Origin of the sequence: Paenibacillus sp. 2TAB23, assembly GCF_052115165.1 — a bacterium.
In the GTDB taxonomy this organism is placed as follows: Bacteria; Bacillota; Bacilli; order Paenibacillales; family Paenibacillaceae; genus Pristimantibacillus.
Genome location: NZ_JBFRGD010000008.1, coordinates 35781 through 61175, shown reverse-complemented (window position 1 = coordinate 61175; position 25395 = coordinate 35781). Strand labels below are relative to the sequence as shown.

The 25395-nt window shown below is 49.6% G+C and carries 16 protein-coding genes; 13 read left to right on the top strand and 3 right to left on the bottom strand.

Annotation, left to right across the window (positions count from 1 at the left end):
• The first annotated feature begins 5 nt into the window (after positions 1-5).
• The 5 genes from AB4Z29_RS13595 to AB4Z29_RS13575 all read left to right on the top strand — a co-directional run bounded on the left by AB4Z29_RS13595 (position 6) and on the right by AB4Z29_RS13575 (position 9861).
• Positions 6-809, top strand: coding sequence for a histidinol-phosphatase HisJ family protein (locus tag AB4Z29_RS13595; protein WP_441943588.1), 804 nt, complete (start codon positions 6-8; stop codon positions 807-809).
• Between the two features lie 369 nt (positions 810-1178).
• Positions 1179-5840 (top strand): InlB B-repeat-containing protein, encoded by a 4662-nt coding sequence (locus AB4Z29_RS13590; RefSeq protein ID WP_441943587.1) that lies wholly within the window; start codon positions 1179-1181, stop codon positions 5838-5840.
• Between the two features lie 510 nt (positions 5841-6350).
• On the top strand, positions 6351-7280 hold the full coding sequence (locus AB4Z29_RS13585) for an ABC transporter permease (protein ID WP_441943735.1): 930 nt from the start codon (positions 6351-6353) through the stop codon (positions 7278-7280).
• Between the two features lie 18 nt (positions 7281-7298).
• A complete protein-coding gene (locus AB4Z29_RS13580) occupies positions 7299-8207 on the top strand; it encodes a carbohydrate ABC transporter permease (RefSeq protein ID WP_441943586.1) in 909 nt (302 codons plus the stop codon).
• Positions 8208-8247: 40 nt separating this feature from the next.
• Positions 8248-9861, top strand: a complete 1614-nt coding sequence (locus tag AB4Z29_RS13575; protein WP_441943585.1) for an extracellular solute-binding protein — start codon at positions 8248-8250, stop codon at positions 9859-9861.
• Between the two features lie 88 nt (positions 9862-9949).
• Here the strand turns inward: AB4Z29_RS13575 and AB4Z29_RS13570 are convergent, their stop codons facing one another.
• Complete coding sequence (locus tag AB4Z29_RS13570) at positions 9950-12244, bottom strand: helix-turn-helix domain-containing protein (RefSeq protein WP_441943584.1); 2295 nt, start codon at positions 12242-12244, stop codon at positions 9950-9952.
• Between the two features lie 113 nt (positions 12245-12357).
• Between AB4Z29_RS13570 and AB4Z29_RS13565 the strand changes: the two genes are divergently transcribed.
• From AB4Z29_RS13565 to AB4Z29_RS13550, 4 genes are read left to right on the top strand one after another with little or no spacing between them, the layout of a single operon-like run.
• Complete coding sequence (locus AB4Z29_RS13565) at positions 12358-13644, top strand: alpha-L-fucosidase (RefSeq protein WP_441943583.1); 1287 nt, start codon at positions 12358-12360, stop codon at positions 13642-13644.
• 31 nt (positions 13645-13675) lie between these two features.
• Positions 13676-14701: a carbohydrate-binding family 9-like protein gene (locus tag AB4Z29_RS13560; protein WP_441943582.1), complete on the top strand. Its 1026-nt coding sequence runs from the start codon at positions 13676-13678 to the stop codon at positions 14699-14701.
• 6 nt (positions 14702-14707) lie between these two features.
• Positions 14708-17344, top strand: a complete 2637-nt coding sequence (locus tag AB4Z29_RS13555; protein ID WP_441943581.1) for a transglutaminase domain-containing protein — start codon at positions 14708-14710, stop codon at positions 17342-17344.
• Positions 17344-18381: a glycoside hydrolase family 18 protein gene (locus AB4Z29_RS13550; protein ID WP_441943734.1), complete on the top strand. Its 1038-nt coding sequence runs from the start codon at positions 17344-17346 to the stop codon at positions 18379-18381. Before AB4Z29_RS13555 ends, AB4Z29_RS13550 begins: the two co-directional genes overlap by 1 nt.
• Before the next feature lie 77 nt (positions 18382-18458).
• On the opposite strand, the gene AB4Z29_RS13545 is transcribed toward AB4Z29_RS13550, so the two are convergent.
• Together AB4Z29_RS13545 and AB4Z29_RS13540 are read right to left on the bottom strand one after the other, a co-directional pair.
• Positions 18459-18770 (bottom strand): hypothetical protein, encoded by a 312-nt coding sequence (locus tag AB4Z29_RS13545; protein ID WP_441943580.1) that lies wholly within the window; start codon positions 18768-18770, stop codon positions 18459-18461.
• A gap of 153 nt (positions 18771-18923) precedes the next feature.
• A complete protein-coding gene (locus AB4Z29_RS13540) occupies positions 18924-19145 on the bottom strand; it encodes a hypothetical protein (RefSeq protein WP_441943579.1) in 222 nt (73 codons plus the stop codon).
• Between the two features lie 189 nt (positions 19146-19334).
• Here AB4Z29_RS13540 and AB4Z29_RS13535 point away from each other — a divergent pair, with 189 nt between their 5' ends.
• The 4 genes from AB4Z29_RS13535 (at position 19335) to AB4Z29_RS13520 (ending at position 25352) form a co-directional block, all read left to right on the top strand.
• Positions 19335-21152 carry a sensor histidine kinase gene (locus AB4Z29_RS13535; protein WP_441943578.1) on the top strand — a complete coding sequence of 606 codons (1818 nt, stop codon included), beginning with the start codon at positions 19335-19337 and terminating at the stop codon, positions 21150-21152.
• On the top strand, positions 21145-22665 hold the full coding sequence (locus tag AB4Z29_RS13530; RefSeq protein ID WP_441943577.1) for a response regulator: 1521 nt from the start codon (positions 21145-21147) through the stop codon (positions 22663-22665). The genes AB4Z29_RS13535 and AB4Z29_RS13530 overlap by 8 nt, the downstream gene beginning before the upstream one ends.
• 196 nt (positions 22666-22861) lie before the next feature.
• The gene (locus tag AB4Z29_RS13525; protein ID WP_441943576.1) at positions 22862-24331 is read left to right on the top strand and encodes an ABC transporter substrate-binding protein; all 1470 of its coding nucleotides are present in this window, start codon (positions 22862-22864) and stop codon (positions 24329-24331) included.
• Between the two features lie 82 nt (positions 24332-24413).
• The gene (locus tag AB4Z29_RS13520) at positions 24414-25352 is read left to right on the top strand and encodes an ABC transporter permease (protein WP_183562534.1); all 939 of its coding nucleotides are present in this window, start codon (positions 24414-24416) and stop codon (positions 25350-25352) included.
• The last annotated feature ends 43 nt before the right edge of the window (positions 25353-25395 follow it).

Below are 25395 nucleotides of genomic sequence, written 5' to 3'. Positions count from 1 at the left end.
ATAGAATGACAATACCTACAATTTTGATTGATCAGCATGTACATTCATCCTATTCGCCCGACTCGAGCTCAACGCTTGCAGAGATTGTGCAATATGCAATTGCACGGGGGAAGCCTGCTATCGTGACGACAGACCATTTGGAGTTTGATTGCAAATATTTCAAGCAGGACGTGGATATTGACTGGGAGAGCTACAATAAAGAAGTGGAAGAGCTATCAAGGCGCTATGCTGTGGAGATTCGAAAAGGCATTGAGGTCGGCTTTCGAAGCGATTATAAGGATGTCATCAACGATTACTTGGCTCAGCGCGTATTTGACGTCATTTTGTTGTCAGCGCATAATGACGGGAGGCTGGATTTTTCAGAAAAGGCGTTTCATGATTTGCCGATCCAGCAAAGGCTTAGGCATTATTTTACACATGTAAGAGAGGCTGTCGACCAGATGGGAAATTACGATATCGTTGCCCATTTGGATTATGTGGTGAGATATACGACATTTCCGGTGCACGAAGAAGATATCGCGGCATGCAAGCCTATTTTGTACGATATATTAAAGCTAATCATAGAGAAGCAAAAGGTGCTGGAGCTGAATACAACCGGACTGTATCGACAAGGCTGGATTCATCCGCATTCGTATATACTCGACATGTATGTGGATTTAGGCGGCAGAGCCGTATCGATCGGTTCAGATGCACATCAGGTCGGGCATATCGAGCAAGGGTTTGAAGAAGCGATTGAGCTGCTGCACAGCAAAGGCATTCGAGAGGTTGTACAATTTAAGGGAAGAGTACCTTATTTGGTGTCTTTATAGTTATATAAATACGAGGCATATTCTGAGTTCTTGAACTGAACTCAGGGTATGCCTTGTTTTTTGATTAATACAGACAACCATGATAGGCATTTTTGAATGGATACAGCCGTTTTTATTTATCTATTATTCTGTCTAACCATTTCCATAACTCGCATAAAACATTATTTCTTTTCTATGTCGAAAAATAGCGATAATTGTCGACATATTTGGTAGAATGGGATGATTGAGAGATGCTATTGTCGGACGATGTACGGTAACTAGCAGCTTGAAACATGTTCGGGAAGGAGAAAGGCAAAACGTTGATAGCATGTTAATTTCTTGATAACAGGCATCTTGCAGAAACAAACTATGAGTTAGGGAGATCAGGAAATGAAAAGAGAAAAATGGAATAAAAGATTGGCCGCGATGATGACATTAGTCATCCTATTTGGCATGCTGCCTTTTTCGCAGTTTGGAAGCGAAAAAGTTCATGCCATTGCCGCGCAGGATGCGGTTGAGGGCTTGACATGGACATCGAAATCATCTGGAGCAGCTACAGCATTGCGAGGAGTAACGCATGGCAATGGGACATTTGTGGCAGTGGGAACACCTCCTATGCCCTTTACGGGAAATAACGGTCCCATGCAGAATGGAGATCTCTATCGTACTTCAACTGACGGTGAAGCTTGGAGCACCAGAACGACAGGGACTTCACATGAGCTGAGAAGCGTAACTTACGGCAGCAATGGCTTCGTAGGTGTAGGTTATTATAGAGATTACTATTATGGGCAACAAAAAGATTACGGTCAAATATCCACCTCCGCAGATGGATTGAACTGGAATCGTCAAAACAATGGCACAGGGAACGCATTCTTCGGCGTAACCTATGGAGGCAACGGCTATGTGGCAGTTGGAGCCACTTACGATATCGATTTTAATGCAACGCCGCTTATTCTATCTTCAACAAATGGCGTGACGTGGACATCTCGGCATTCTCAAGGAAGCGGCACATTGAATGCGATTGCATACGGCAATGGACTCTATGTCGCTGTCGGAAGCCTTGGCACGATCTTGACCTCGCCGGATGCTGTGACATGGACGGCAAGCAATTCTACGGTTACTTCAAACATTCGGAATGTTACATATGGGAACGGCGTTTTTCTCGCAGTAGGAAGCGGCGGCAAAATTTTGACTTCATCTGACGGAGCAGCATGGACGCTGGGCAATCCGCCGGCAACGCATACGACTACCGCATTCTGGGGCGCGACCTACGGAAAAGGCACCTATTTAATCGTAGGAAACAACGGAACGATTCTAAGCTCGACGGATGCACAGACATGGACAGCTCGTGAGTCAGGAACGACAAATCCGTTATATGCCGCTGTTTATGATGGTGAGACTTTCATGGCCGTTGGGGAATATGGGACGGTTTTAATCGGGCAATATCAATTAGAGTACTCGGCTGGGGCAGGCGGGAGCCTGACAGGTGCTGCAGCGCAAGGGGTAACGCCTGGTGCGAGCGGTTCGGCAGTTACGGCAGTACCGGATGTTGGATACCAATTCGTAAGCTGGAGTGACGGCGAAACAGCAGCAACCCGTACGGATAATAACATATTTGCCGATAAAAGCGTAACGGCGAATTTTGAAATTAAGGTATACAGCTTAACCTATACAGCGGATGCCGGAGGAAGCTTGAGCGGTATCGACAATCAGAGTGTGATTCATGGCTCGGACGGAACAGAAATTACGGCTGTACCCGATGCTCATTATCACTTTACTGGCTGGAGTGACGGTTATGCAACCGCGAATCGTACAGATTCGAACGTAACAGACAATAAAGCAGTAAGCGCGGGCTTCGCGATCGATACGTTTGCCTTGTCCTATTCGGCGAGTGCAGGCGGGACGATAACAGGCTTAGCCTCTCAGAATGTGGACTATGGTGAAGATGGAGCATTAGTTACGGCAACACCGAATACAGGCTATCATTTTGTGAACTGGAGTGACGGTGTCGAGGCGGAAGCACGCACGGAAACGAATGTTATAGAGGCCAAAAGCTTAACAGCGAATTTTGCCATAAACGAATATTTGTTGACCTACTCCGCGGGTGCCAATGGCAGCCTTGAAGGCACGGCTTCCCAAACCGTGAATCACGGCTCGAACGGGACGGAAGTAACGGCGAAACCAGCTGCAGGCTACCATTTTGTCAACTGGAGCGACGGGGAAACGGCTGCAAGCCGGACAGATCTCCAAGTAACGGGCAGCAAAAACGTTACGGCGAATTTTGCAATAAATGCCTATTCATTGACGTATACGGCAGGAGCTGGAGGAAGCTTAACAGGGACGACCGGACAGACGGTGAATCATGGCTCGGATGCAACAACGGTAACAGCGGTACCGAACACAGGCTATCACTTTATCGGCTGGAGCGACGCTATCATGGATGCGGCTCGCACGGACGTCAATGTAACAGGAAATATTGCTGCGACAGCAAGCTTCGCTATCAATGCATATACGCTGAACTATACGGCTGGCGATGGCGGTACGTTAACCGGAACAGCTTCGCAATCGGTAAACCATGGTTTAAACGGTACGGCGGTAACGGCCACGCCAGATGCGGGTTACCACTTTGTAAGCTGGAGTGACGGTGAATTATCAGCTACGCGTACAGACAGCGTTGTTACGGGGAGCGTCAGCGTTGTCGCAAGCTTTGCGATCAATGAATATACGCTGCAATATGCTGCGAATGCGGGCGGAAGCTTGGAAGGCACGTCATCACAAAACATTAACCACGGCTCAAGCGGAACCATGGTAACGGCTAAGCCCGACGAGGGTTATCACTTCGTGGGCTGGAGCGATGGCGCAACGACTGCAAGCAGAACAGACAGCCCCATTACGGGAAATATAAACGTGAGCGCAAGCTTTGCGATTAATGAATACACGCTGACTTATTCAGCAGGCCAGAATGGCAGCTTATCCGGTTTGACCACGCAAACGGTGAAGCACGGAGATGACGGAACGACGGTAACGGCATCACCGGCTGCAGGCTATCACTTTGTAAGCTGGAGTGACGGTGTGCAGGAAGCTAGCCGAATCGACCTGCAGGTGGAGGCAAACAAAAGTGTAACTGCGAATTTCTCAATCGATACGTTTACACTGACATATACCTCAGATGCAGGAGGTACGCTAGACGGCGTGACTGTGCAGCAAGTGAACCACGGTGCAGACGGAACAGAAGTAACGGCAATTCCAGATACAGGCTACGACTTTGTAGACTGGAGTGATGGCGAAACGGCTGCAAGCCGAACAGATATGAACATTACCAGCAATAAGAGCTTGATTGCACACTTTGCCATCCGTGAATATACGTTGAATTATACGGCCGGTATGAATGGCAGCTTGGAGGGTTCCACCTCGCAAACGGTCAATCATGGAGCAAGCGGAGCAACGGTTACTGCTGTCCCAGCTGCAGGCTACCATTTTGTTAGCTGGAGTGACGGAGTCTTAGACGCTGCTCGTACGGATAGCAGCGTTAGCAATCATATTCAGGTTAGCGCAAGCTTCGCTATCAATGAATATACGCTGGAATATACAACGAGCAGCGGTGGAAGCCTTTCGGGCATGACCACTCAAAAGGTGAATCATGGCTCTGATGGAACAGAGGTAGCGGCAGCGCCAGACCCGGGTTATACCTTTACAGGCTGGAGTGACGGCATAACGACAGCGCGTAGAACAGACCTGGAAGTGACGGCAGATTTGCATGCGGTTGCCGAGTTTACGATAATTCCCCTAACTTCGCCTTCGGTGAATTCGGATGTTCCGATTCTGATAAACGGGAAACCAATGACAATTGGAATCATGACCAGCTCGACACGCGGTGATCAAACCGTCAAAAAAGTTGCGCTCGATCCGGCTAAACTGGAACAAATGATTGCCGGAAAAGGCCAAGTGATTACGATCCAATTAAACACGGCTGCTGACGTATTTATTGCAGAGCTTACGGGACAAACCATTCAAATGCTGGAGCAGATGGAAGTCGTTCTTTTGCTTCAGACGGATTTTGGAGCCTATACGCTCCCAGCGAACCGTATTTCAGTCAGCGAGCTCGCCAAACAGCTTGGCCAAGACGCAAGCCTTGCGAATATAAAGCTGGAAATCGAAATGTCGAAGTCGTCTGCACAAATCGTAAAAATGGCTGATGAAGCAGCGATTAAAGGCGGATACACGATCGTATTGCCTCCGCTTGATTTCAGCATCAAGGCGAGGAGCGGAAATTCGTCTATGGAATGGAATCAGTTCAAGGAATACGTGGAAAGAATGGCGGCAATTCCTGCTGGCGTAGACGCGAAAAAAATAACGACGGGCGTTGTTGTCGAGGCGGATGGAACCATTCGCCATGTACCTACAAAGATTGTCATTCTTGAGGGCAAAACTTATGCAGCTATAAACAGCTTAACGAACAGCACCTATGCCGTCATATGGAACCCAATCACGTATCCGGATGTTGCGAATCATTGGGCGATGGATGCTGTGAACGATATGGGCTCGCGCAAAATCATCAACGGTGTCAGCGCCAATGCATTCAAGCCTGATCAAGCGATTACACGTGCAGAGTTTGCGGCTATTATCGTTCGCGCACTCGGACTTAAGCCAGAGCCGGGTTCAAGTGCATTCACGGATGTAAAGGCATCGGATTGGTACAGCAGCTATGTTCAAACCGCGTATGCCAATGATCTGATCAGCGGATTCGGGGAACATACCTTCAAGCCGACCGATAAGATCACCCGCGAACAGGCAATGACGATTATCGCAAAAATGATGAAGCTAACAGGCCTTCAAGCGGAGCTTCAAGAAAATGATGCGGAGCAAGTACTTAGCCAGTTCGAGGATAGCGATAACATTTCAGGCTGGGCAAAAGAGAGCATCATCGCTTGCTTGCAGTCCGGAATCGTATCCGGTAAAACCAGCAAGCTGGTTGCGCCGAAAGATTTGATTTCGCGGGCGGAAGTCGCCATGCTAGCACAGCGCATTTTGAAAGCATCGGGATTAATTTAGATAATTTCAGGTTGTAATGAGCAGCGATAGCACCAAAGGCCACGCAGGCGTTCATTGAACGCGGCGTGGCTTTTTTATTTCTGCAACGAATAGAGGCATCCTGCCAAGCTGTAAACGCGATAAAGGACGAAAATGACTGAAAGCGCATACATGTCATTCTTGATTTTACCAGCCTTATTCAAAATTAAACTTATTTCACCTGCCCGAAACGATTGGTAAAACTTGCGCGACGCGATAAACAAAGGGTTTTCGGGACAAAAATGACACATTACTAAAGTTATCTGAATAATCAAACTTGCGGCGCAGTAACCGCTTTCTCATTATAGTGCTCGATTTCATGCGTTACTAAGAATGACATATTTACGATTTTTTAATTTGTAGGCTATCGTTGTAAAGGTAAGCGAGAGCAACGGGGGATATCCGAACGAGGATCACGAAGCTCACGCAGCCATAACGAAACCGAAAGGAGTGAACCCTGTGCAGCAGGCGAAAAGGATCGCAACAGGCAGTATGCAATTGGAACCCGGGAAGGCGAAGAATAGAGGATGGAGAAAAGCGCTTCAGAACTGGCAGCTGTATCTCTTCATTGCACCCGCATTTTTCTACTTCCTCATTTTCTCTTACGGGCCGATGTACGGCATACAAATCGCATTCAAAAACTTTATCCCGACAAAGGGGATTATGGGAAGTCCAGGAGTGGGGTTCGATCATTTTATCCGGTTTTTTAATTCCTATTACTTCTGGGACTTGTTATGGAACACATTGAGCATTAGCCTATATGAACTTGCTGTCGGATTTCCGATACCGATTATTCTGGCACTCGCATTCAATGAGTTGAAGGGCGGCTCCTTTAAAAAACTCGCTCAGACAGTGACATACGCGCCGCATTTTATTTCGGTCGTTGTGATGGCGGGCATGATCATTACGTTTCTGTCTCCCTCGACAGGGATGGTTACGAATGTAATCGAATGGCTCGGCTTCGACTCACCCGATTTCTTGACGGACCCGAAATGGTTCAAGACGATGTATGTGCTCTCGGGCGTTTGGCAAAGCGCGGGCTGGGGAACGATCATTTATTTGGCAGCGCTGTCAGGCGTTGATCCAGGGTTGCATGAAGCAGCGATTATCGACGGCGCCTCTCGGTTCCAACGGGTCATCCATATCAATATTCCGACGATTGTCCCTACGATGACCATTTTATTGATCCTCAATATGGGAAGCCTGCTAGGAGTAGGGTTTGAAAAGATTCTATTGCTGCAAAATTCATTGAACATGGAAGCCTCCGACGTGATCTCGACATTCGTTTATCGATCGGGACTTGTGGATGCGCAGTACAGCTTCTCCACGGCAATCGGCTTATTCAATTCTGTTATTAATGCCATTATTCTTGTGGTCGCGAATCAGATCGTAAGACGTACCAATGAAAACAGCTTGTGGTAGAAGAAGGAGGTGCGGCTGATGATTTCAGCTGTGAAAGAAACCGGCAAAGATAAACTGTTTCTCGCATTCAACTATATTTACGTGCTCGTGGCGTTTATTATTGTAGCTTACCCTGTCATTTATATGATCAGCGCTTCAATAAGCGATCCCAAGCTGGTCGGCTCAGGCGAAATGTGGCTATTGCCCAAAGGCATTACATTCGAAGGGTATGAGCGCGTATTCCAAAACGCGAGCATTTGGAGAGGCTATGGAAATACGATTCTGTACACGGTAGTGGGAACGGCCATTAATCTGTTTGTGACGCTGCCGGCTGCCTATGCGCTTAGCCGCAAAGATTTTGCAGGACGCAACTTCTTTATGGGCATGTTTATGGTCACCATGTTCTTCGGCGGCGGCCTTGTACCAAGCTATCTGCTTATTAAGGAGCTCGGAATGGTCGATACGATCTGGGCGATCGTCATTCCGTCGGCTGCCTCCATATGGAACATCATCGTAGCCCGTACGTTCTTCCAGTCTTCGATTCCGAAGGAGCTGCAGGAAGCTGCGCAAATCGACGGATGCAGCAATATAAGGCTGTTTATGAAAATTATTCTGCCGTTGTCGATGCCGATTATTGCGGTAATGGCTTTGTTCTATGGTGTTGGCAACTGGAACAGCTATTTCTCGGCATTGATCTACTTGAACGATGCCGCCAAATACCCGCTGCAGCTTGTCCTCCGCCAAATTCTTGTCCTGCAGGAGATGTCTGCGCAGGGCGGGGGCGCGATAGACGCGTCAACTGCCTCGGCGCTTAACAGCAAAGCCGAGATCGCCGCTTTGGTCAAATACTCCGTCATTATCGTAGCGACGGCACCGATCATCGCTGTGTATCCGTTTCTTCAGCGTTACTTTGTGCAAGGTGTCATGATTGGCTCCGTAAAGGGCTGATTTTGCTCATAAATGATTAGATAAGGGAGAGGGATTTTGGATGAAAAAGGTACATAAGGCATCATCGCTATTATTGTGCGTCACGCTGCTCATCTCCGTATTGACTGCTTGCGGCTCGCCGAACAATGAAGGGTCAACCAATGGCAGCAATGCCGGCAGCGAAACATCGACATCCAGCGAGGCAGAAGGAGTCAGCAAGGAAGGTTTCCCGATTGTTAGCGAGCCGATTACGCTCAAGATGATGTCTCAGGACGTCGGCGTTGCTGACTGGACCCAAATGCCCGTGCTGCAAGAGATGGAGAAGCTGACAGGCATTAAGCTGGAGTATCAGAATGCACCTCTGGACAGCTTCGCGACCAAGAAAAACCTGGTTTTTGCCAGCGGCGATTTGCCAGACATGTTCTATGCAGCTGATCTTAAGCCGGCAGAGCAAGTCACATACGGCTCCCAAGGCGTCCTGATTCCTCTTGAGAAATATATTGATGGAGGCTTCGCGCCGAATATCAAAAAGATTTTTGACGACCATCCCGATATCCGCAAGTCGTTTACTACGCCGGACGGGCATATCTACGCGCTGCCGAATATCGATCTAGCGGCCGTATGGTACCGCGGACCGATGTGGTACAACGGCAAGTTCTTGAAAACGCTCGGAGCAGCGGAGCCTAAGACGACGGAAGAGCTCTATGCCTACCTGAAGCGCGTGAAGGACGAAGATGCGAACGGGAACGGGAAAAAGGATGAAATTCCGCTTACCTCGGTTAAGCTGGATGATCTGCGGATGTATTTCCTCGGCTTCTGGGGGATCTATGATGAGGTCGTCTATGCGGATAAGGATGGCAAGGTACATTATACGCCGCAGGAAGAAGGCTATAAGGGCTACTTAACTTTCTTGAACCGTCTGTGGAAAGAAGAGCTGCTTGACCATGAGACGTTCTCGCAAACGGACGAGCAGAAGAAAGCAAAAGGCAAAAACAATCAGGTTGCCGTGTTCAATGACTATTTCCCTTACTTTACGCTAGGCGGCGAGCCAAGCGAGGATAACCCGTTAATGGCGCCTGTACAAAGCGAGATCGCGGGGTCTCCGGTTTACGGCAAGCATCCAGGCATATCGGCGAACGGCACCTTCGCGATCACGAGCAGCAATCCCGCTCCAGAGGCGACGATGCGCTGGGTAGATTATTTGTACAGCTATGAAGGCGCGACATTGTTCAACCAAGGCCCAGAGGATTTGCTTTGGAAATATAAGGACAAAGCAACGCACGAGAAGGAATGGCTTCCGGTTCCAGGCGGCGGCGACCGTGAAGAGTACCGTGGTAAGATTACGCCGAACTACGGCATTCTGACGCCAGGAATGAATTCGGGCGAGCTTGCTTTGGGACTTCGCAGCGAGTTCGATTTATGGATCGATAAACAAAATGCAGAGAAGCTGACGCCAATTGCCAAATCGCCATACCCTAACGTTTATTTGACGAATGAAGAGCAAACCGAAGCATCTGCTTTGTTATCGGATTTGAACACGTATGTGAAGCAGATGGAAGCGAAGTTCGTAACAGGACAGGAATCGCTGGCGAATTGGGATACTTACTTGGCTCAAATTAAAAAAATGGGCGGAGACCGGATTGCTGAGCTTTATCAAAGCGCATATGACAGATAGGACATAAGCCAAAAGCCAATCCGTGCATGAAACAGGAAACGAGAAGCACCCGGTCATGCTTATCCGTGACCGGGTGTTTGTCTATCGCCTATTCATCGTCTTCGAGCTCGGATGCAGGAAGGGTCTGGCTGTTCTCTCCATACAGCTTGCGGTATTGGCCGGGGGTATAGCCCGTTTCCTTCTTAAATTTCCTAATAAAGTTTGGCGTGTCCAGGTAACCGACCTGCACAATGATTTCTTTCAGCGGAGCGTTGGATGTTTTCAAATGGCGCATCACTTCATCCATTCTTTTTTGCCAAATGTATGGGATGAAGTTAAGGCCCATCTTTTCTTTGAACGACCGACTGACATGGGACGGCGATATCCCGAACTCGAAGGCAATCGACTCGAGACTAAGCGTATGATCCGTGTATCGGTCGTCAATGTAGGAAACGATCTTATCGATCTGCGACTGCTCTTCCTTCTTGTTGATTCGCTCTACCTGCTTGCAAATGCGGGAGGCAAGCTGAAGCAGGCCGTTCTCCAGCTCGTCCAGCGAGTGGCTGTAGATCATATTCGGCGCCATGTCGGGAGTCAAATGCGGAATGCCAAGCTCAGACGCGGTTTTGAGCATCGTATTGAGAACATCAAAGCAAATGCACCGCTTCAGCAATGCGGACAGCTCGGATGTTTGCAGGCTGCGGATAGACGGGCTGATGATCTGCGCCGCTACATCGTAGCTTCCCAGCTTCAGGCTTTGAGAAAGCTTCAGAAGCGTATTGTTCGGTATCCAGAACGTGTGGTCCGGCGTATGAAGCAGGTTCTCGAAATACGTAACGGTACCGTGGCCGTTAGCTGCCCGCAGCTCGAACGCGGAGCAAGCTTCGATAAAGGATTGGTTCAATTGGTTCGGGCTAGCATAGCAGGTACCGACCGCAATGGTAGGCGTAACGTCAAACATCTCCAGCATGCTGCATCGTACAGCTTCGACAATGTGACGAACGGCTGTGAAAGGCTGCTCCGTTTGACTATGGTTGAAGCTGATGATGAGTGCGATTTGATCCAGCTGCGGAAGCTCTACGCCGTAGGCATGCGCAGCCAGCTCCGGAAATTCGATCTGGGCTAGCAGCTCGATCAGCTCTTGACGCTCCTGACGTTCATCCTCCATTTCGCTCCAGCCGATGACCATGACAAAGTGGCTGCCGCGGTCGAAATGAAGATCAAAGGCTTCCTGCAGCTCAGGCGCCAGGCTTTGCGCATTGCCGTATTTGAGGAGCATGGACAGGAAGTGGTTGCGCGCATACGGCTCTTGCAGATCGATGCGGGAGCTGTACTCCTGCAGCGCCGTTCGGATCCGGTCAAGCTCGTTTCCGCTGCCTGCCGATTTGTCCATTTCTAGCTTGGGCTTGGATTTAGAATTGGCGAACTCGACAAGCGTAGATATCGGCTGGTATTGCATACGGGCCAGTACGAGCGCGATGGCGGCGCCGACAAGCACGACAATGATGAATAAGAGAACGATGAAGCTGCGAACATGTACGACACTGCTGAAAAATTGCGAGCTGGGCATGACGGTCACATACGTCCAGCCGTTGTTCTCGGACGTCACGGATACGATCGAGTGCGGCTTGCCGTTAAGAATTTTGTCGTGGATGCCGGACGAAAGACCGAAAAGCGACTTCGCCTCTGTATTCGTTAGAGCTTCTCCCTGCCGGTTGTCGACCAGTATTTGGCCTTTGTTATCTAGAATATAGGTAAGGCCCTGATAATTGCCGAGAACGGAATCGATTAAGCTTGTGAGCTCGGATTCCTTGATCAGATACATGATCGTCCCATGGGGATTCGGACTGTATGGCGTAATCGGAACGAGATAGGCGAGCATGGACTCCTTCATGTTGGCGTTGCGAATGACCGTATCGGCTGGACGCATCGTCGGGAATCTAACGTCGTTCAGGTCCTGCACAACCGCTTCATTGCCCCAACTGTTGAAGCTGAAGCTGCTGGCGAATACATCGAAGTCGGATAATCCTTTGGCCGAATAAATTTTCTCATCCTTGTGGAAATACAAGAACAATTCGCCAATGATCGAGCTAGTCGCTTTGTATTGGTCCAGCGCCTCGATCGCTTCGCCGCTGTAGTAGGAGTCGTGAACCCGGAATGGCGTCAGCCTCTTATCATAGGAGATGCGGGATGCAATCTCTCCGAGCTCTTTCATTCTACCGTCTATGATTACTTTGGTTTGCGTTAATTGGCCGAGACGGGATTGTTCGATTTCGGAGCGTAGATTCGTGACTGCATTTTGATAGATAAAGACGGTCATTAGAATTAAAGGGATGAGTAATATGAATAAGTAGGACCAAATATATTTCATAAACAGTTTGGATTTGAAGTAGTTTCGGTTCATCGATTCTGCCTCCTGTTATCTACTAAGCCAATTCATTGCTTCTTACTATATCAACAAATTTACAATTTGGACATAGAGCTGCAAGATCGTATAAGGAAAAGGAGCTGTGAGCAATGCAAGAGTGGTTTAAGGAAGCGAAGCTTGGCATTTTTATTCATTACGGCATTTATGCGGTCGATGGGGTCGCAGAGTCATGGTCCTTCTACAATGGGAAAATGAAATACGAGGATTATATGAAACAGCTGGACGGATTTACGGCTTCCAGCTTCGATGCGGAGAAATGGGCCGATCTTATTGCGCAGTCCGGGGCTCGGTACGCCGTGCTTACGACGAAACATCATGATGGCGTAGCACTGTGGGATACAGCATACAGCGACTTGAACGTTGTGAAGAAGACGCCGGCGAAGCGGGATCTGATTCAAGAATATGCGGAGGCCGTTACGAAAAGAGGCATCCGGCTGGGCATGTATTATTCGTTGATCGACTGGTCGCATGCCGACTATCCAAGCGTATTCGAAGGAGGAAAACCGCCGGAGGACTTGAGTCAAGTGAACCCCTATTCAAGCCCCGTTGACGGCGTTCAGGATGAGGAGAAATGGCAGAAGTTTCTGCAGTTCAACAACGACCAGCTGCGGGAAATTCTAACGAACTACGGGAAGGTGGACCTGCTCTGGTTCGACGGGGATTGGGAACGCAGCGCCGAGCAGTGGCATTTGCCCGAATTCAAGCATTATCTCCAATCGTTCAACCCCGAAATTATCATTAACTCACGGCTTCAGGGGCATGGAGATTACAAAACGCCGGAGCAGGGCATTCCGATCACACGGCCGGAAGGGCCATGGGAGTTCTGTACAACGATTAACGGCTCATGGGGCTACGTCCCGGATGACCACAATTATAAATCGTTGAATCAGATTATCCGCATGTTCTGCGACTGCATCACCTTGGGCGGCAATATGCTGCTCGACATCGGTCCCAAGGAAGATGGGACGATCGATCAGCGGCAAGAGGATATTTTGCTCGGATTAGGCGAGTGGATTCGAACGCATGAGGAAGCGGTATTCGGAACGGAAGAAGGCATTATGACCCGTTATTATTTGGGCGGAAGTACGATCGCTAAGGATAGAAGGACGCTATATCTCTTCATATACGATGATCCGAAGGAGAATATATGCCTGAAGGGGCTTTGCAACAAGATTGAAAAAATTACGGTGCTCCATTCAGGCAAAGAGCTGACGCATGAGGTGCATGGCGGGGTTCCGTGGTTTAATATCCCCGGAACTACATGGATTCAATTGACGGCTGACGATACCCATAAGCAGGTGACTGTGCTCAAGCTGGAGCTGGACGGTGAGCTGGAAATGTACGGCGGATCAGGAGCGGTTGTCACCCATAACTAGCTTAATTAGCAGAAGAATCGGAGGAGATAGCATGCATGCAGGACAAGTGCCTGAGCCGAATATTGAATATGCTCCCAAGCATTATATTTGCCGGAGAGCGACGGAGAAGCTTGCTCTTGACGGCCGCTTGGATAAGCCGTTCTGGACAGCGGCAGAGTGGACGGAGGATTTCGTTGATATCGAGGGAGATATCCGTCCGCGGCCAGCGAAGCAGACACGTGTAAAAATGCTATGGGACGATGACTATTTTTATTTCGGAGCAGAACTAATCGAAGACCAAATATGGGCGACGCTGACGGATCGCGATTCGGTCATATTCTACGACAATGACTTTGAAATATTCATTGATCCGGATGGCGACTCCCATCATTATTATGAGTTTGAAATCAACGCGCTGAACACCGTGTGGGACCTGCTGCTCATAAAGCCTTACCGCGATGGCGGGCCACCTGTGAACGGCTGGGATATAAGCGGGCTTCTGACGGCGGTCCATATTGACGGGGAATTGAACCGACCGGGTGCGGCGAATCGCATGTGGAGCATCGAGGTGGCAATGCCTTGGAGCAGCCTGCGCGAATGCGCGAAGGATTCGAAGCCTCCGGCTGAAGGGCAATTCTGGCGCGTGAATTTCTCGCGCGTCGAATGGCAGGCAGAGGAGCAGGATGGACAATACAAGAAAGTGATCAATCCGGATTCGGGTAAGCCTTTCCCAGAGGATAATTGGGTTTGGTCTCCTATGGGGCTCGTAAATATGCATTATCCAGAGCTATGGGGGTACGTCGTATTCGCAGGTGAAGATGGGCCAAATTCGTTTGTGCTGCCGCAGGATGAACGAATCAAGTGGGAGCTGCGCAAGCTTTATTACCGTGAACGCAATTATTACGCCAGTCATGGCACATTTACAGAGCATCTCTACGCGTTAATAAGCGAGGATGAGAATTGGAGTATTGTGCCCTCTATTGAGACGACAAGCTCCCTGTTTCAGATCTCCGCGCCGTCAATAGATGGGAAGTCCCGCTTCTGTATTAGAGAAGATGGAAAGCTATGGGAGGAGTAAATACATATGACACAGCAGACCACTGTTTTTTCATTGGATCAAGATCAACTGGAGCGGATTGAACGAAAGTTTCAGGAGAAGCAGCAGCTTGCCGCGGCAAGGGCGAATGAGCTGTTCAACATTTTTCAGATGAAGCTGACTGAGGAGGAAGCATGGGCGCTCAAATATTTGTTCGCCTATATGCCTGTCAACGACTTGGCCGACTATGACGGTGCTTTGTTTCTCAGTCATGTGCGCCGAACGTTGGCGATTCGGAGGAAGGTGCCATGGGGAGATCGTGTTCCCGATCATCTCTTCCTGCACTTTGTGCTGCCTTACCGCGTGAATACGGAGAATATAGAGGATTCCCGCGGGATTCTATATAGCGCATTGGCGGATCGCACGGCGAGTTTGTCCATGGCGGAAGCGATTCTGGAGACGAACTATTGGTGCCATGAGAAGGCGAACTATATCGGAAGCGACTTGCGAACGGTCTCTCCGCTGACGATGATTCGCAATGCGCGGGGCCGCTGCGGGGAAGAATCTACGCTTGCGGTTGCTGCACTCCGCAGCATTGGCATTCCTGCCCGCCAGGTTTACACGCCTCGCTGGGCACATTGTGACGATAATCACGCCTGGGTTGAAGCCTGGGCAGACGGAAGCTGGCATTACATCGGCGCTTGCGAGCCGGAAGCACGGCTGGACCAAGGGTGGTTCAGCCCGCCTGCTCGGCGCGCGATGCTTATTAATACGCGAATTTTCGCCGATTATCCAGGGCCCGAAGACATTACGCTAAGCGATGAATGGTTTACGGAAATTAATTTGCTGGAGGGGTATGCACCGACGCGGACGATAAACGTCCATGTCACAGACGGGCAGGGCCTGCCGGTTAGAGACGCATATGTCTATTTCGAGCTGTACAATATGGCCGAATTTTACCCGATTGCGGTGCTCCGGACGAACGAGCAGGGCGAGGCTTCATTCAAGACGGGTTTTGGCGAATTAATGATTCGTGCCGTAAAGGACGGAAGCTGGGGCGAGAAGAAGATAGCGGTATCGGACGGCAACCGAATTGAACTGGTTATAAATGAAACAATGCAGCAGATCGGAAGCGTTGATCTTGACATGGTTCCTCCTCCAGAACGCGGCGGCGAGTCAGCCGACCCGCTTCCTGACGATGCCATTCAGCGCCATAATCTCCGTCTTGATGAAGGAACGAGACTTAGAGGCAGTTACGAGCGATCATTTCTAAACGAAGAGCAAGCGCGGGAGCTGGCCGAGGAGGAAGGGCTACCCTCCGAGCGGGTATGGGAGGTGCTTCGCAAAGCGCGGGGCAATAGCCGGGTGATCGCCGCCTTTCTGCGGAAGCAAGCCGCTGATTACGGGGAATGGCCGCTTCGCTTGCTGGAGAGCTTGAATGAAAAAGATCTTGTCGATACGTTCGGCCCTACGCTTGACGATCATTTGATCGGCTCATTAACGCAGCGCGGAGAGCTTTCGGAAGACATTTTCGTCAGCTATGTGCTTTGTCCGCGCGTACTGTATGAAATGATCGTGCCATATCGGCGGTTCTTTCAAGATTGCTTCACAGAAGAGGAAATCCGGCTATTCCGTGAAAATCCTGCAGAGCTTGCCCGCAGCCTAGAAGCGGGCTGGGGGATATGGGAGGACCTCCCGAATCTCAAGGGCAAAGGGAATCCGGTTGGCACCTTCGAGCTTAAGCTCGGGGACCGCGTTTCGATTGCGATACTGTTCGTGGCGATCTGCCGCAGCTTAGGCATACCGGCGCGCCTTCACCCAAGCGAGCAAAAGCCGCAATATATGGCAAACGGCAGCTGGCAGGATGCCCCATTAGCTAATGAAGACTCTTCGAGCATAAAGGCTAACGGCAGCCTGCAGCTTATTCGAAACAGTGAGCCGAACGACGATATGCCTGCAGCCGCTTATTCTGAGAATTTCACAATCGCGAGGCTGGAGAACGGCAAATATAAAACACTGGTCTATCCTCACGGGAAAACGGATGTGTACGAAGAAGCATTCGAGGTGGAAGAAGGCGCGTACCGATTGACGTCAGGCATTCGTCTGAAGGATGGAACCGTGCACGCGAGATTCACGTATTTCTCGGTCCAAGCCGGAGAGGAGACGGTTATTCCGCTTACTTTCCGCGAGGCGAAACTCGAGATGCCCCTATTAGGGACGATGAACCAAAGCGAGGCGTTCAGACTGCTTGAAGGTACCATAGATAAACCGCTAAGAGAGTTCATTGGCACGAATGGTGCCATTGTAGCGTGGCTGGAGCCGGAACGGGAGCCAACCAAGCATCTGATCCGTGAAATCGGCGAGTTAATCGAGCCATTGGAAGAGCTTGGAGCGCCAATTATTCTCATCGTCGGCAATTCAGAATGGACCGCGTCATTCGATCCTGACAGCTATAAGAGCCTGCCGTCATGCGTACAATTCGTTCGGGCCTCCTCTTACGCGTCATTGCCGGATTTCATAAGCCAGCCGCCGGCAAGCGAAGCAGGTTTTCCGCATCTCTTCGTGCTGGATAGCCAGGCTCAAATCCGATATACGGCATCCGGCTACAAAATCGGAATCGGGAAAGAAGCATTGCGTGCGTTAACAAGCCTGTCCCCCATACGTTCGAAACGGAGTGATACATGATGACAAAACGGAAATACATCGTGGCTGGCTATGTTGCCGATTCGAAGCTGCCAGATATGACGCGGGAAGACCTGATGAAGCTTACCCATCTGAATGTGGCTTTCGGTCATTTGCGCGGCGACGAGATTACAACAGAGCATTTGAAGCATAAGAATGCGCTCAGCATAATAAAGCAGGAGTTTTCCGATCTTACCCTGCTGTTGTCCGTCGGCGGTTGGAGCGCCGGCGGATTCTCTGAGGCGGCGGCGACGGTGGAGGGAAGAGCGCGCATGGCTGACTCGGCGATCCGGGTACTGACGGAGTTTCCGTTCGACGGTATTGACCTCGACTGGGAATATCCTTGCTACGGCGAGGCGGGCATTGCGTCCAGCCCAGCTGACAAAACAAATTTCACCCTCTTGCTCAAGGCAATGCGTGAAGCGCTGGACCATAAAGGGGCGAATGACGGGCGGCATTACCTGCTCACGATTGCTGCTGGCGCTGATCAATATTATGTAGACGGGACGGAGATGGATCAGGTTCATTCGTACTTGGATTTTGTTCAACTCATGACCTATGACATGCGCGGCGGATTCCAAATTCTTACGGGTCATCATACGAATCTGTTTACGCCTACAGGCGATTTGTTCCGAATCAGCGTAGAAGCCTCTGTTAACCTGTTTATTCGGGCGGGCGTGCCGAAGGAGAAGCTCGTCATTGGCGCAGCATTTTATTCTCGGAAGTGGCAGGGCGTACCCAATCATGCCAATGGGCTTCATCAAATGGCAGGCGGAACCGGCGGATATGGCCCCGACTTCACGGCTCTTGCAGCGGAATACATCGATAAGAACGGCTATGTACGATACTGGGATGACGAAGCAAAGGCGCCTTACCTGTTCAACGGAACGAGCTTCATCTCCTATGAGGATGAGCAGTCGCTGCAGCATAAATGCGAATATGTGAAAGCCAAAGAACTAGCCGGCGTCATGTTCTGGGAATACAGCTGCGATGAGACGCATCGGCTGCTTGACGCGATATATAAAGGACTCAAGGTGTAAAGCATAGCTTCTTGAATGAACGGAAAACGACCTATCGCAGACTCTTAAGAGCTGACGATAGGTCGTTTCATTACATGCTACTCTTTTGATTCCTTCTGCTGTTCCTTGGCAAGCTGCTGCCGGAGCTCGGCATTTTTTGCCGTTAGCTGCTTGGCTGCCGCAGCTTGAGAAGCGTCTATGCGAGCCGCTTCCTCGGTAAGCTTCGTTATTTGTGTCAGCTTGCTGCTAAGATCGCTCGGCGAGGAGCTGAGCTTGCTGCTTTTTTGCAATTGCTTTATTTTGGCAAGCGCCTTGTCCCTCTTGCTCTTATCATTGGCGCTTTGCTTTTGGAGATCGGCGATTTCTCTTTTCAGACGGCTTATTATGGAAGTCGTGAAACTAATGGACATTCGAGCACCTCATAATCGTATAGTGTTCCATCTGCTCATTTTACTATACAAGGCATGTTTATGCGAGAAAGAAAGACAAGGGAGGCAGCCGAGGCTGGCTGAACGCCTCCCTTTATCCCGTTCATTCCGAACGGCAAGACGGAAAGCTCTCCGTCAGTGATTCGCTTCCTGCTTATCCGGCGTGACCGGTTCATCCTTTGAAGTCTTGCGACCAATAAAGCGGCCAATCATCATAAATAACGGCGAGGTTTCGAATTCGATTAGGCTCTGCATTTCAGCCCAGCTGAAAATGACCAGAAACGGAAGCAGTCCAATTGCAACAATACCTATAATAAGACCGATGGAAATATTTCGAATCATTTGGCCAAGTGTCATACTTTCATCTCCAATCCTTCGATTTGCCTCACCTCCACATTATATGCCCATGCTGCTTCGTCATTCAACCAACCCGCAAGGAGCCTGGCACTTGTGTCCGCAAAACATAGTGAAGTATTATTAAACGTTGTAGCGTATATCGTGTTGTTCTTGCATGCCTTTGGGCCAGACACGTGAAAGGAGCTTATTTTGAAAGCAAAAAGCTTGTACGACAACTATGTCAAAAATAATCTCTTCATGAAGATGATATTGCTGTTTGCACTCATCACGACGGTGACCATCGTTACCTTTTCTTATTTTATGTTCAATGTCATGTCGGAATCGATCGTGCGCAATGAGCTCGAAAATCAGAAAAAGGCAATGGAGAGCGTGAACAGCTACATGACCCGCAAATATGAATCGGTGCAGTCCACGATGCTGGACGTCTACCGCAATGAATCCTTATCGCTCCATCTCGCTTATTTCCTGCAGCATCCCTTTGAGGATTACATGAATTACCAACTGGATCAATATGCTGACGATACGAACATTGATTTGCCTAAGGGGCTCGATTATTTCGAGAACAAGCTGGATGGCGATCCCGATATTGAGAACTTGATGCTCTACAGCTCAGAGAGGCAGTTCCTGTTTGCCTACAAACAGGGGCATGTGACGAAGCTGGTCTCCACCAATGCCGCCCATTCGTATATTCCTGATGCGATGGCACTTGAGAATACAATGGTATCGGTTCCGAACGCCTGGGTCCGCAATGCAATCGACCAGCAGGATCCGAAGCTGTATGCGATGCGAGTGCCAGTCACGGATAAGAATACGCTAAAAAATCTGGGACAGCTGCTTGTCTATTTCAACTCAGACCRGATTAAGAACGCGCTGGACAGCTATAAGGAGCAGTTAAAGGGCTATATCGTTGTGCTCGGTCCGGCCGGAGAGGTGCTGTTCGACTCCTCGGATACGTATTACGGCGTGAGATATCCCTATACGGATCAAATCGACTCCTTATACAATACGGCGATGCTTGAGCAGGAGTCTTATGTAACGACGCTGACACAAAACCAAGCAGGCTATCTTGTCGTGGGCGTTGCGCCCAAAGCAGAGGTGGCAGCTGCGTATGCGGGGCTGAAGCGCACGATTATTTTGATTAGCGCAATCTGCATCGTCATGGTGCTGCTTGTCCCTGTGCTCGTTGTTATTAATTTCGCCAAGCGCACCAATAAGATCATTCGGTTCATGCGCAAGGTGGAGAACGGTGATTTGTCCGCGCGCATCCAAGACGAGAAGGAGGACGAGCTCGGTCAAATCTCGCGCAGCTTCAACGACATGCTTGATGAGCTGTCCCGTCATATCGATAGCGTCTATAAGGCCGAAATCAAGCAAAAGCATACGGAGCTTGCCGCGCTGCAGGCGAGGGTCAATCCTCATTTTCTGTACAATACGCTTGAGGTTATTCGCATGCGGGCGGTTTCGCAGGGCGCGAAGGATGTCGGGGAGATGATCTACAGCTTGTCGGTATTGTTCAAAAGCTTCGTGCAGCCGAAAGGCGAAAATACGCTGAAGGACGAGCTTGAAACCTCGCGCCTCTATCTGGAGTTATTCCGCATTCGTTACAAGGACAAGCTGTCCTATGACATTGCTTGCGAGCATGGGCTGGAAAACAGGCGGATTATGCGAATGGCACTGCAGCCAATCATCGAGAATTACGTCGTTCATGGGCTAGAGCCGCGCAGGCCGGATAACCATATTCGCATTAGCGTCTCTCAGGTTGAAGGGCGGATTCGCATTCAGGCAGACGACAATGGCAGCGGGATAGAAGCAGGCAGGCTGGACGCGATTCGCCAGTCGCTTGATGCTGTAGAGGAGACCGGTGAATCCTTCGGCCTGCGAAGTGTCCATGAACGGCTGAAGCTGCTTTACGGCGCGGATTACGGTCTTGAAATTACGAGTACGCCTGGCGTTGGCACGATCGTGACGCTTGAATTTCCAAACACGGAGGACATGCAGCATGTATAGGGTATTTGTAGTAGATGACGAGCCGTTCATTATTGAGGGCTTGTACGATATTATCGATTGGTCGGCGTTTGGCTTGGAGATCGTCGGCTCGGCGGAGAATGGGCAGGATGCACTCGAAGCGCTCAAGGAATCCGCGCCGGACATCTTGCTCACGGACATTTCCATGCCGATCATGGACGGCTTGACCTTGATTCGCGAGGCGCGGCTGTTCCGCCCGGATCTTAAAGTCATTATTTTAAGCGGATTTAATGATTTCGATTATATCAAGTCCGGTTTGAAGCTTGGCGTGGAAAATTATTTGCTTAAGCCGATTAACATCGACGAGCTTCAGGAGACGCTGGCTAATACGATCGATAAGCTGAATACGATTCGGCCGGATCGTTTATTCAGCGATTATGATATTCGGATTTTGAGGGATAATATTTTATATCGGTGGTTAACGGGGCGGATAGCGCCGAACGAGCTGAACGAGCGTACGGATATGCTGGACATCAGGCTTGATGCTCCCTATCTTGTCACCGCGGTGCTTCGGACAGAAAGCCAGTTCGAGCCTTCCTATGAAGCTGCCCAGCGGCTTGCGGTGCTGGATAAGACGATGCTGCCTTTCGTCGACATTGACGGTGACCTCGTTATCGTGTTCCTGATTGACGAGCCAGAAGCGGGCAAAAAGAAAGCGATGGACGTGCTGGAAAGCATGCAAAAGCGGCTGGAGCCCAATCCGCTGCGCATTTCGCTCGGAAGCGTGCAGGAAATGGGAGATGGAGCGCCGCAAAGCTATGCCCATGCCAAAAAGGCGCAGGAGTACTTCTTGCTGCTGGATGAGCCGGCAATCGTCGATTACGAGGAGCTTTCACAGCGGGGCGGCATCGAGAATACGACGGCTCAGCCGCTGGATTGGACCGACTTCTCCAAGCTGATCAAAGCGAAGGAGCTTGAGCAGCTTCATGCGGCAATCGACGTGGAGTTCGAGCGCTACCAGCTGTTGGAAGGCGTAACGCCGGCCTATATTCAGAGCATGGCGATCGAGATGATGATTCGCTTCAAGATGGAGCTCAAAGAAATCAAGCAAGCGGATCAGCCGGAGCTCTACAAGGCAGGCTTCGCGCAAGTGATGCAGGCCGAGACGATAGAAGGCTTGGCTGCCGTCGTGAAAGAAGCAGCGACATTAACCGTCGATTCATTAATGCGTGACGTGAAAAGCCCCATCATACAGCTGCTGCTCGGTTACGTGCATGAAAATTACGCTCAGGCGCTGTCATTGAAATCATTGAGCCAGCAGTACAACATACATCCCGTCTATCTCGGGCATCTGTTCCAGAAGGAAACGAATGAGACCTTTACCGAGTACATTAATAAATACCGGATTGGCAAAGCGAAGGAAATGCTGAAGGAAACGCAATTAAAGGTACAAGAAATTGCCTTGCAGGTTGGCTACTGGGAGACCGGTTATTTCTACAAGCAGTTTAAGAAATACGTAGGAATTTCACCGACCGATTATAAAGGACTGCTCTAATGAAAGGCGGAGCTGTCCTTTTTTCTTTAATTTGTACAGCATACCTTTAGTTTGTTGCCTATTTGAAAATCGTTACATCCGTTATTTTTAGATTAGGCCTTTTATCACAGGACGTGAAGAGGGCTGGCAATAAAGTAAGCGTATGCTTATACATCATGATTCTGCTTCGAAACACAATACGGGGAGGATTTACAAAATGGGTAGAAAGACAAAAAGCTTTACAATGGCACTTTCGCTGCTGCTGGTCATGTCGATCGTGCTTAGCGCCTGCGGAGGCGGCAAAAACGAGGGCTCGGAAGGCACTGCTGAGAAGCCGGTTGAGCTGATCTGGTACACAATCGGTACGCCGCAGAAAGACGTTGACAAGGTTATGGCTGAAGTAAGCAAATATACGGCTGAGAAAATCGGCGTTACGATCAAGATGAACATGATCGACTGGGGCGATTATTCCCAGAAGCTTCAGGTTATGACGGCTTCCGGTGAAGCGGTTGACATTATGTTTACATCTTCATGGGCATTCGATTACGTGCAAAGCGCAAGAAAAGGCGCTTTCATGCAAGTCGACGATTTGCTGAAGGAGCATGGACAAGGCATCATTGACACGCTTGATCCTGCATTCCTTGAAGGCTCCAAAATCGATGGCCACAACTACGGCATCCCGGCTAATAAAGAGCTTCCTGCCCAAGAGGTATGGCGCTTCAACAAGCAGTTCGTCGACAAATACAAGCTGGACACTTCGAAGGTGTATACGCTTGAAAGTCTAGAGCCGCTGCTCAAAACAATTAAAGAAAACGAGCCGGACGTTTATCCGTTCGCCGTTGACAAAAACCAAATGCCTTACGTGCCTTACGACTATGTTATCGAGAAGCTTCCAATGGCAGTATCGCTGGACACAACCGATTACAAAATCGTAAACGTGCTGGACACGCCGGAAATGAAGCAAATCCTGAACACGATGCACAAATATTATAAAGCAGGCTACATTCCGACTGAAGCTGCAACAATGGATTCGATGACAGACGTGCAAACGACTGGCAAATGGTTCGCGGACCGCGCGACATCACAGCCTTTCGCTGACAACCTTTGGTCGGCAAGCTACGGCTATCCTGTCGTATCTACACCTGCAAGTGACGCGCTTATCTACAACTGGTCTGTAATGGGCTCTATGCAAGCGATCTCGGCTAACTCCAAATATCCGGAGAAAGCGATGGAATTCCTTAACCTGCTGAATACAGATCCTGTACTTCGCAACATGGTTGATTCCGGAATCGAAGACGTTCACTACAAAAAAGCTGGCGACAACGTAATGGAAAACCTGGATGAGTCGAAAAACTACGATATGCCTACCTTCTCGCTAGGTAACGTTATGCTGACATACTTGAACACGACTGACCCAACGAACAAATGGGAAGAGTTCAAAAAGTTTAACGATGCAGGTGTAGAAGCGCCTCTTCTAGGCTTCAACTTCGATACTTCGAAGGTAACGACGGAGATCGCTTCCGTGAACAACGTAAAAGAAGAATATTGGGCAGCTCTTATGACAGGTACCGTTGATCCAGAAACCTACCTTGCTCGTGCAAACGAGAAATTCAAAGCAGCCGGCCTAGATAAAATTATGGCTGAAGCGCAGCGTCAACTTGACGAGTGGAGAGCCGCGAACAAGTAATCAAGGGGGGAAGGTATGAGGCGGATGCTTGGCATCCGATTCATACCTTCTCTCATTAATCTGACAGCAGAGAGGTGATCACATGGGAGCCTTTGGGCGATTTTTCAAAAATATCAACAAAAATGCGGCAATGCTGATCATGGTACTGCCAGCGACATTATGGTTCATCTTCTTCTCCTACCTGCCGATGGCAGGGATGGTTATCGCGTTCAAGGAGTACCGCTACAGCCGTGACGGATTCCTGGCAAGCATCATTGAAAGCAAATGGGTCGGCTTGCAAAACTTCAAGTTCCTATTCAGTACGAACGACGCTTATATCATTACGCGAAATACGGTCGTCTACAACATCTTCTTCATTGTGCTCGGACTGGTCATTGCCGTTGCAATGGCGATTATGCTCGCGGAAATTACGAATAAGCGGCTAGCGAAGGTCTATCAGACAGGCATGTTCCTGCCTTACTTCCTATCGTGGGTAATCGTCGGTTATTTCGTATTCAGCTTCCTAAGCTTGGATCGCGGCGTCGTTAACCAAGTAGCGGGCTGGTTCGGCATTGATCCGATGAACTGGTACTCGGACCCTACCTATTGGCCGATTATTATCGTCGTCGTCTTTTTATGGAAATCGGTCGGCTATAACAGCGTTATTTATTTGGCAGCCATTATGGGTATCGATAAATCGCTTTATGAGGCCGCTATGATCGACGGCGCGAACAAATGGCAGCAGATCCGGAACATTACGATCCCGATGCTGACGCCGCTCATTACTATATTGACCCTGCTTGCCATCGGGAAAATTTTCTATGCGGATTTCGGTCTGTTCTATCAAGTCCCTCGTGATTCGGGAACGCTCTACAGCGTGACGAACGTTATCGACACCTATGTGTATCGCGGGCTTAAATCGACAGGCGAGATCGGGATGAGTACGGCTGCGGGCCTATATCAATCGCTCATCGGCTTTGTCCTTGTCATTACATCAAATGGTATCGTACGCAAATTCAATAAAGACAATGCGCTGTTCTAAATATGCGGGCCAAATGGCCTGATATGCTCGCATTGCGAAGGGA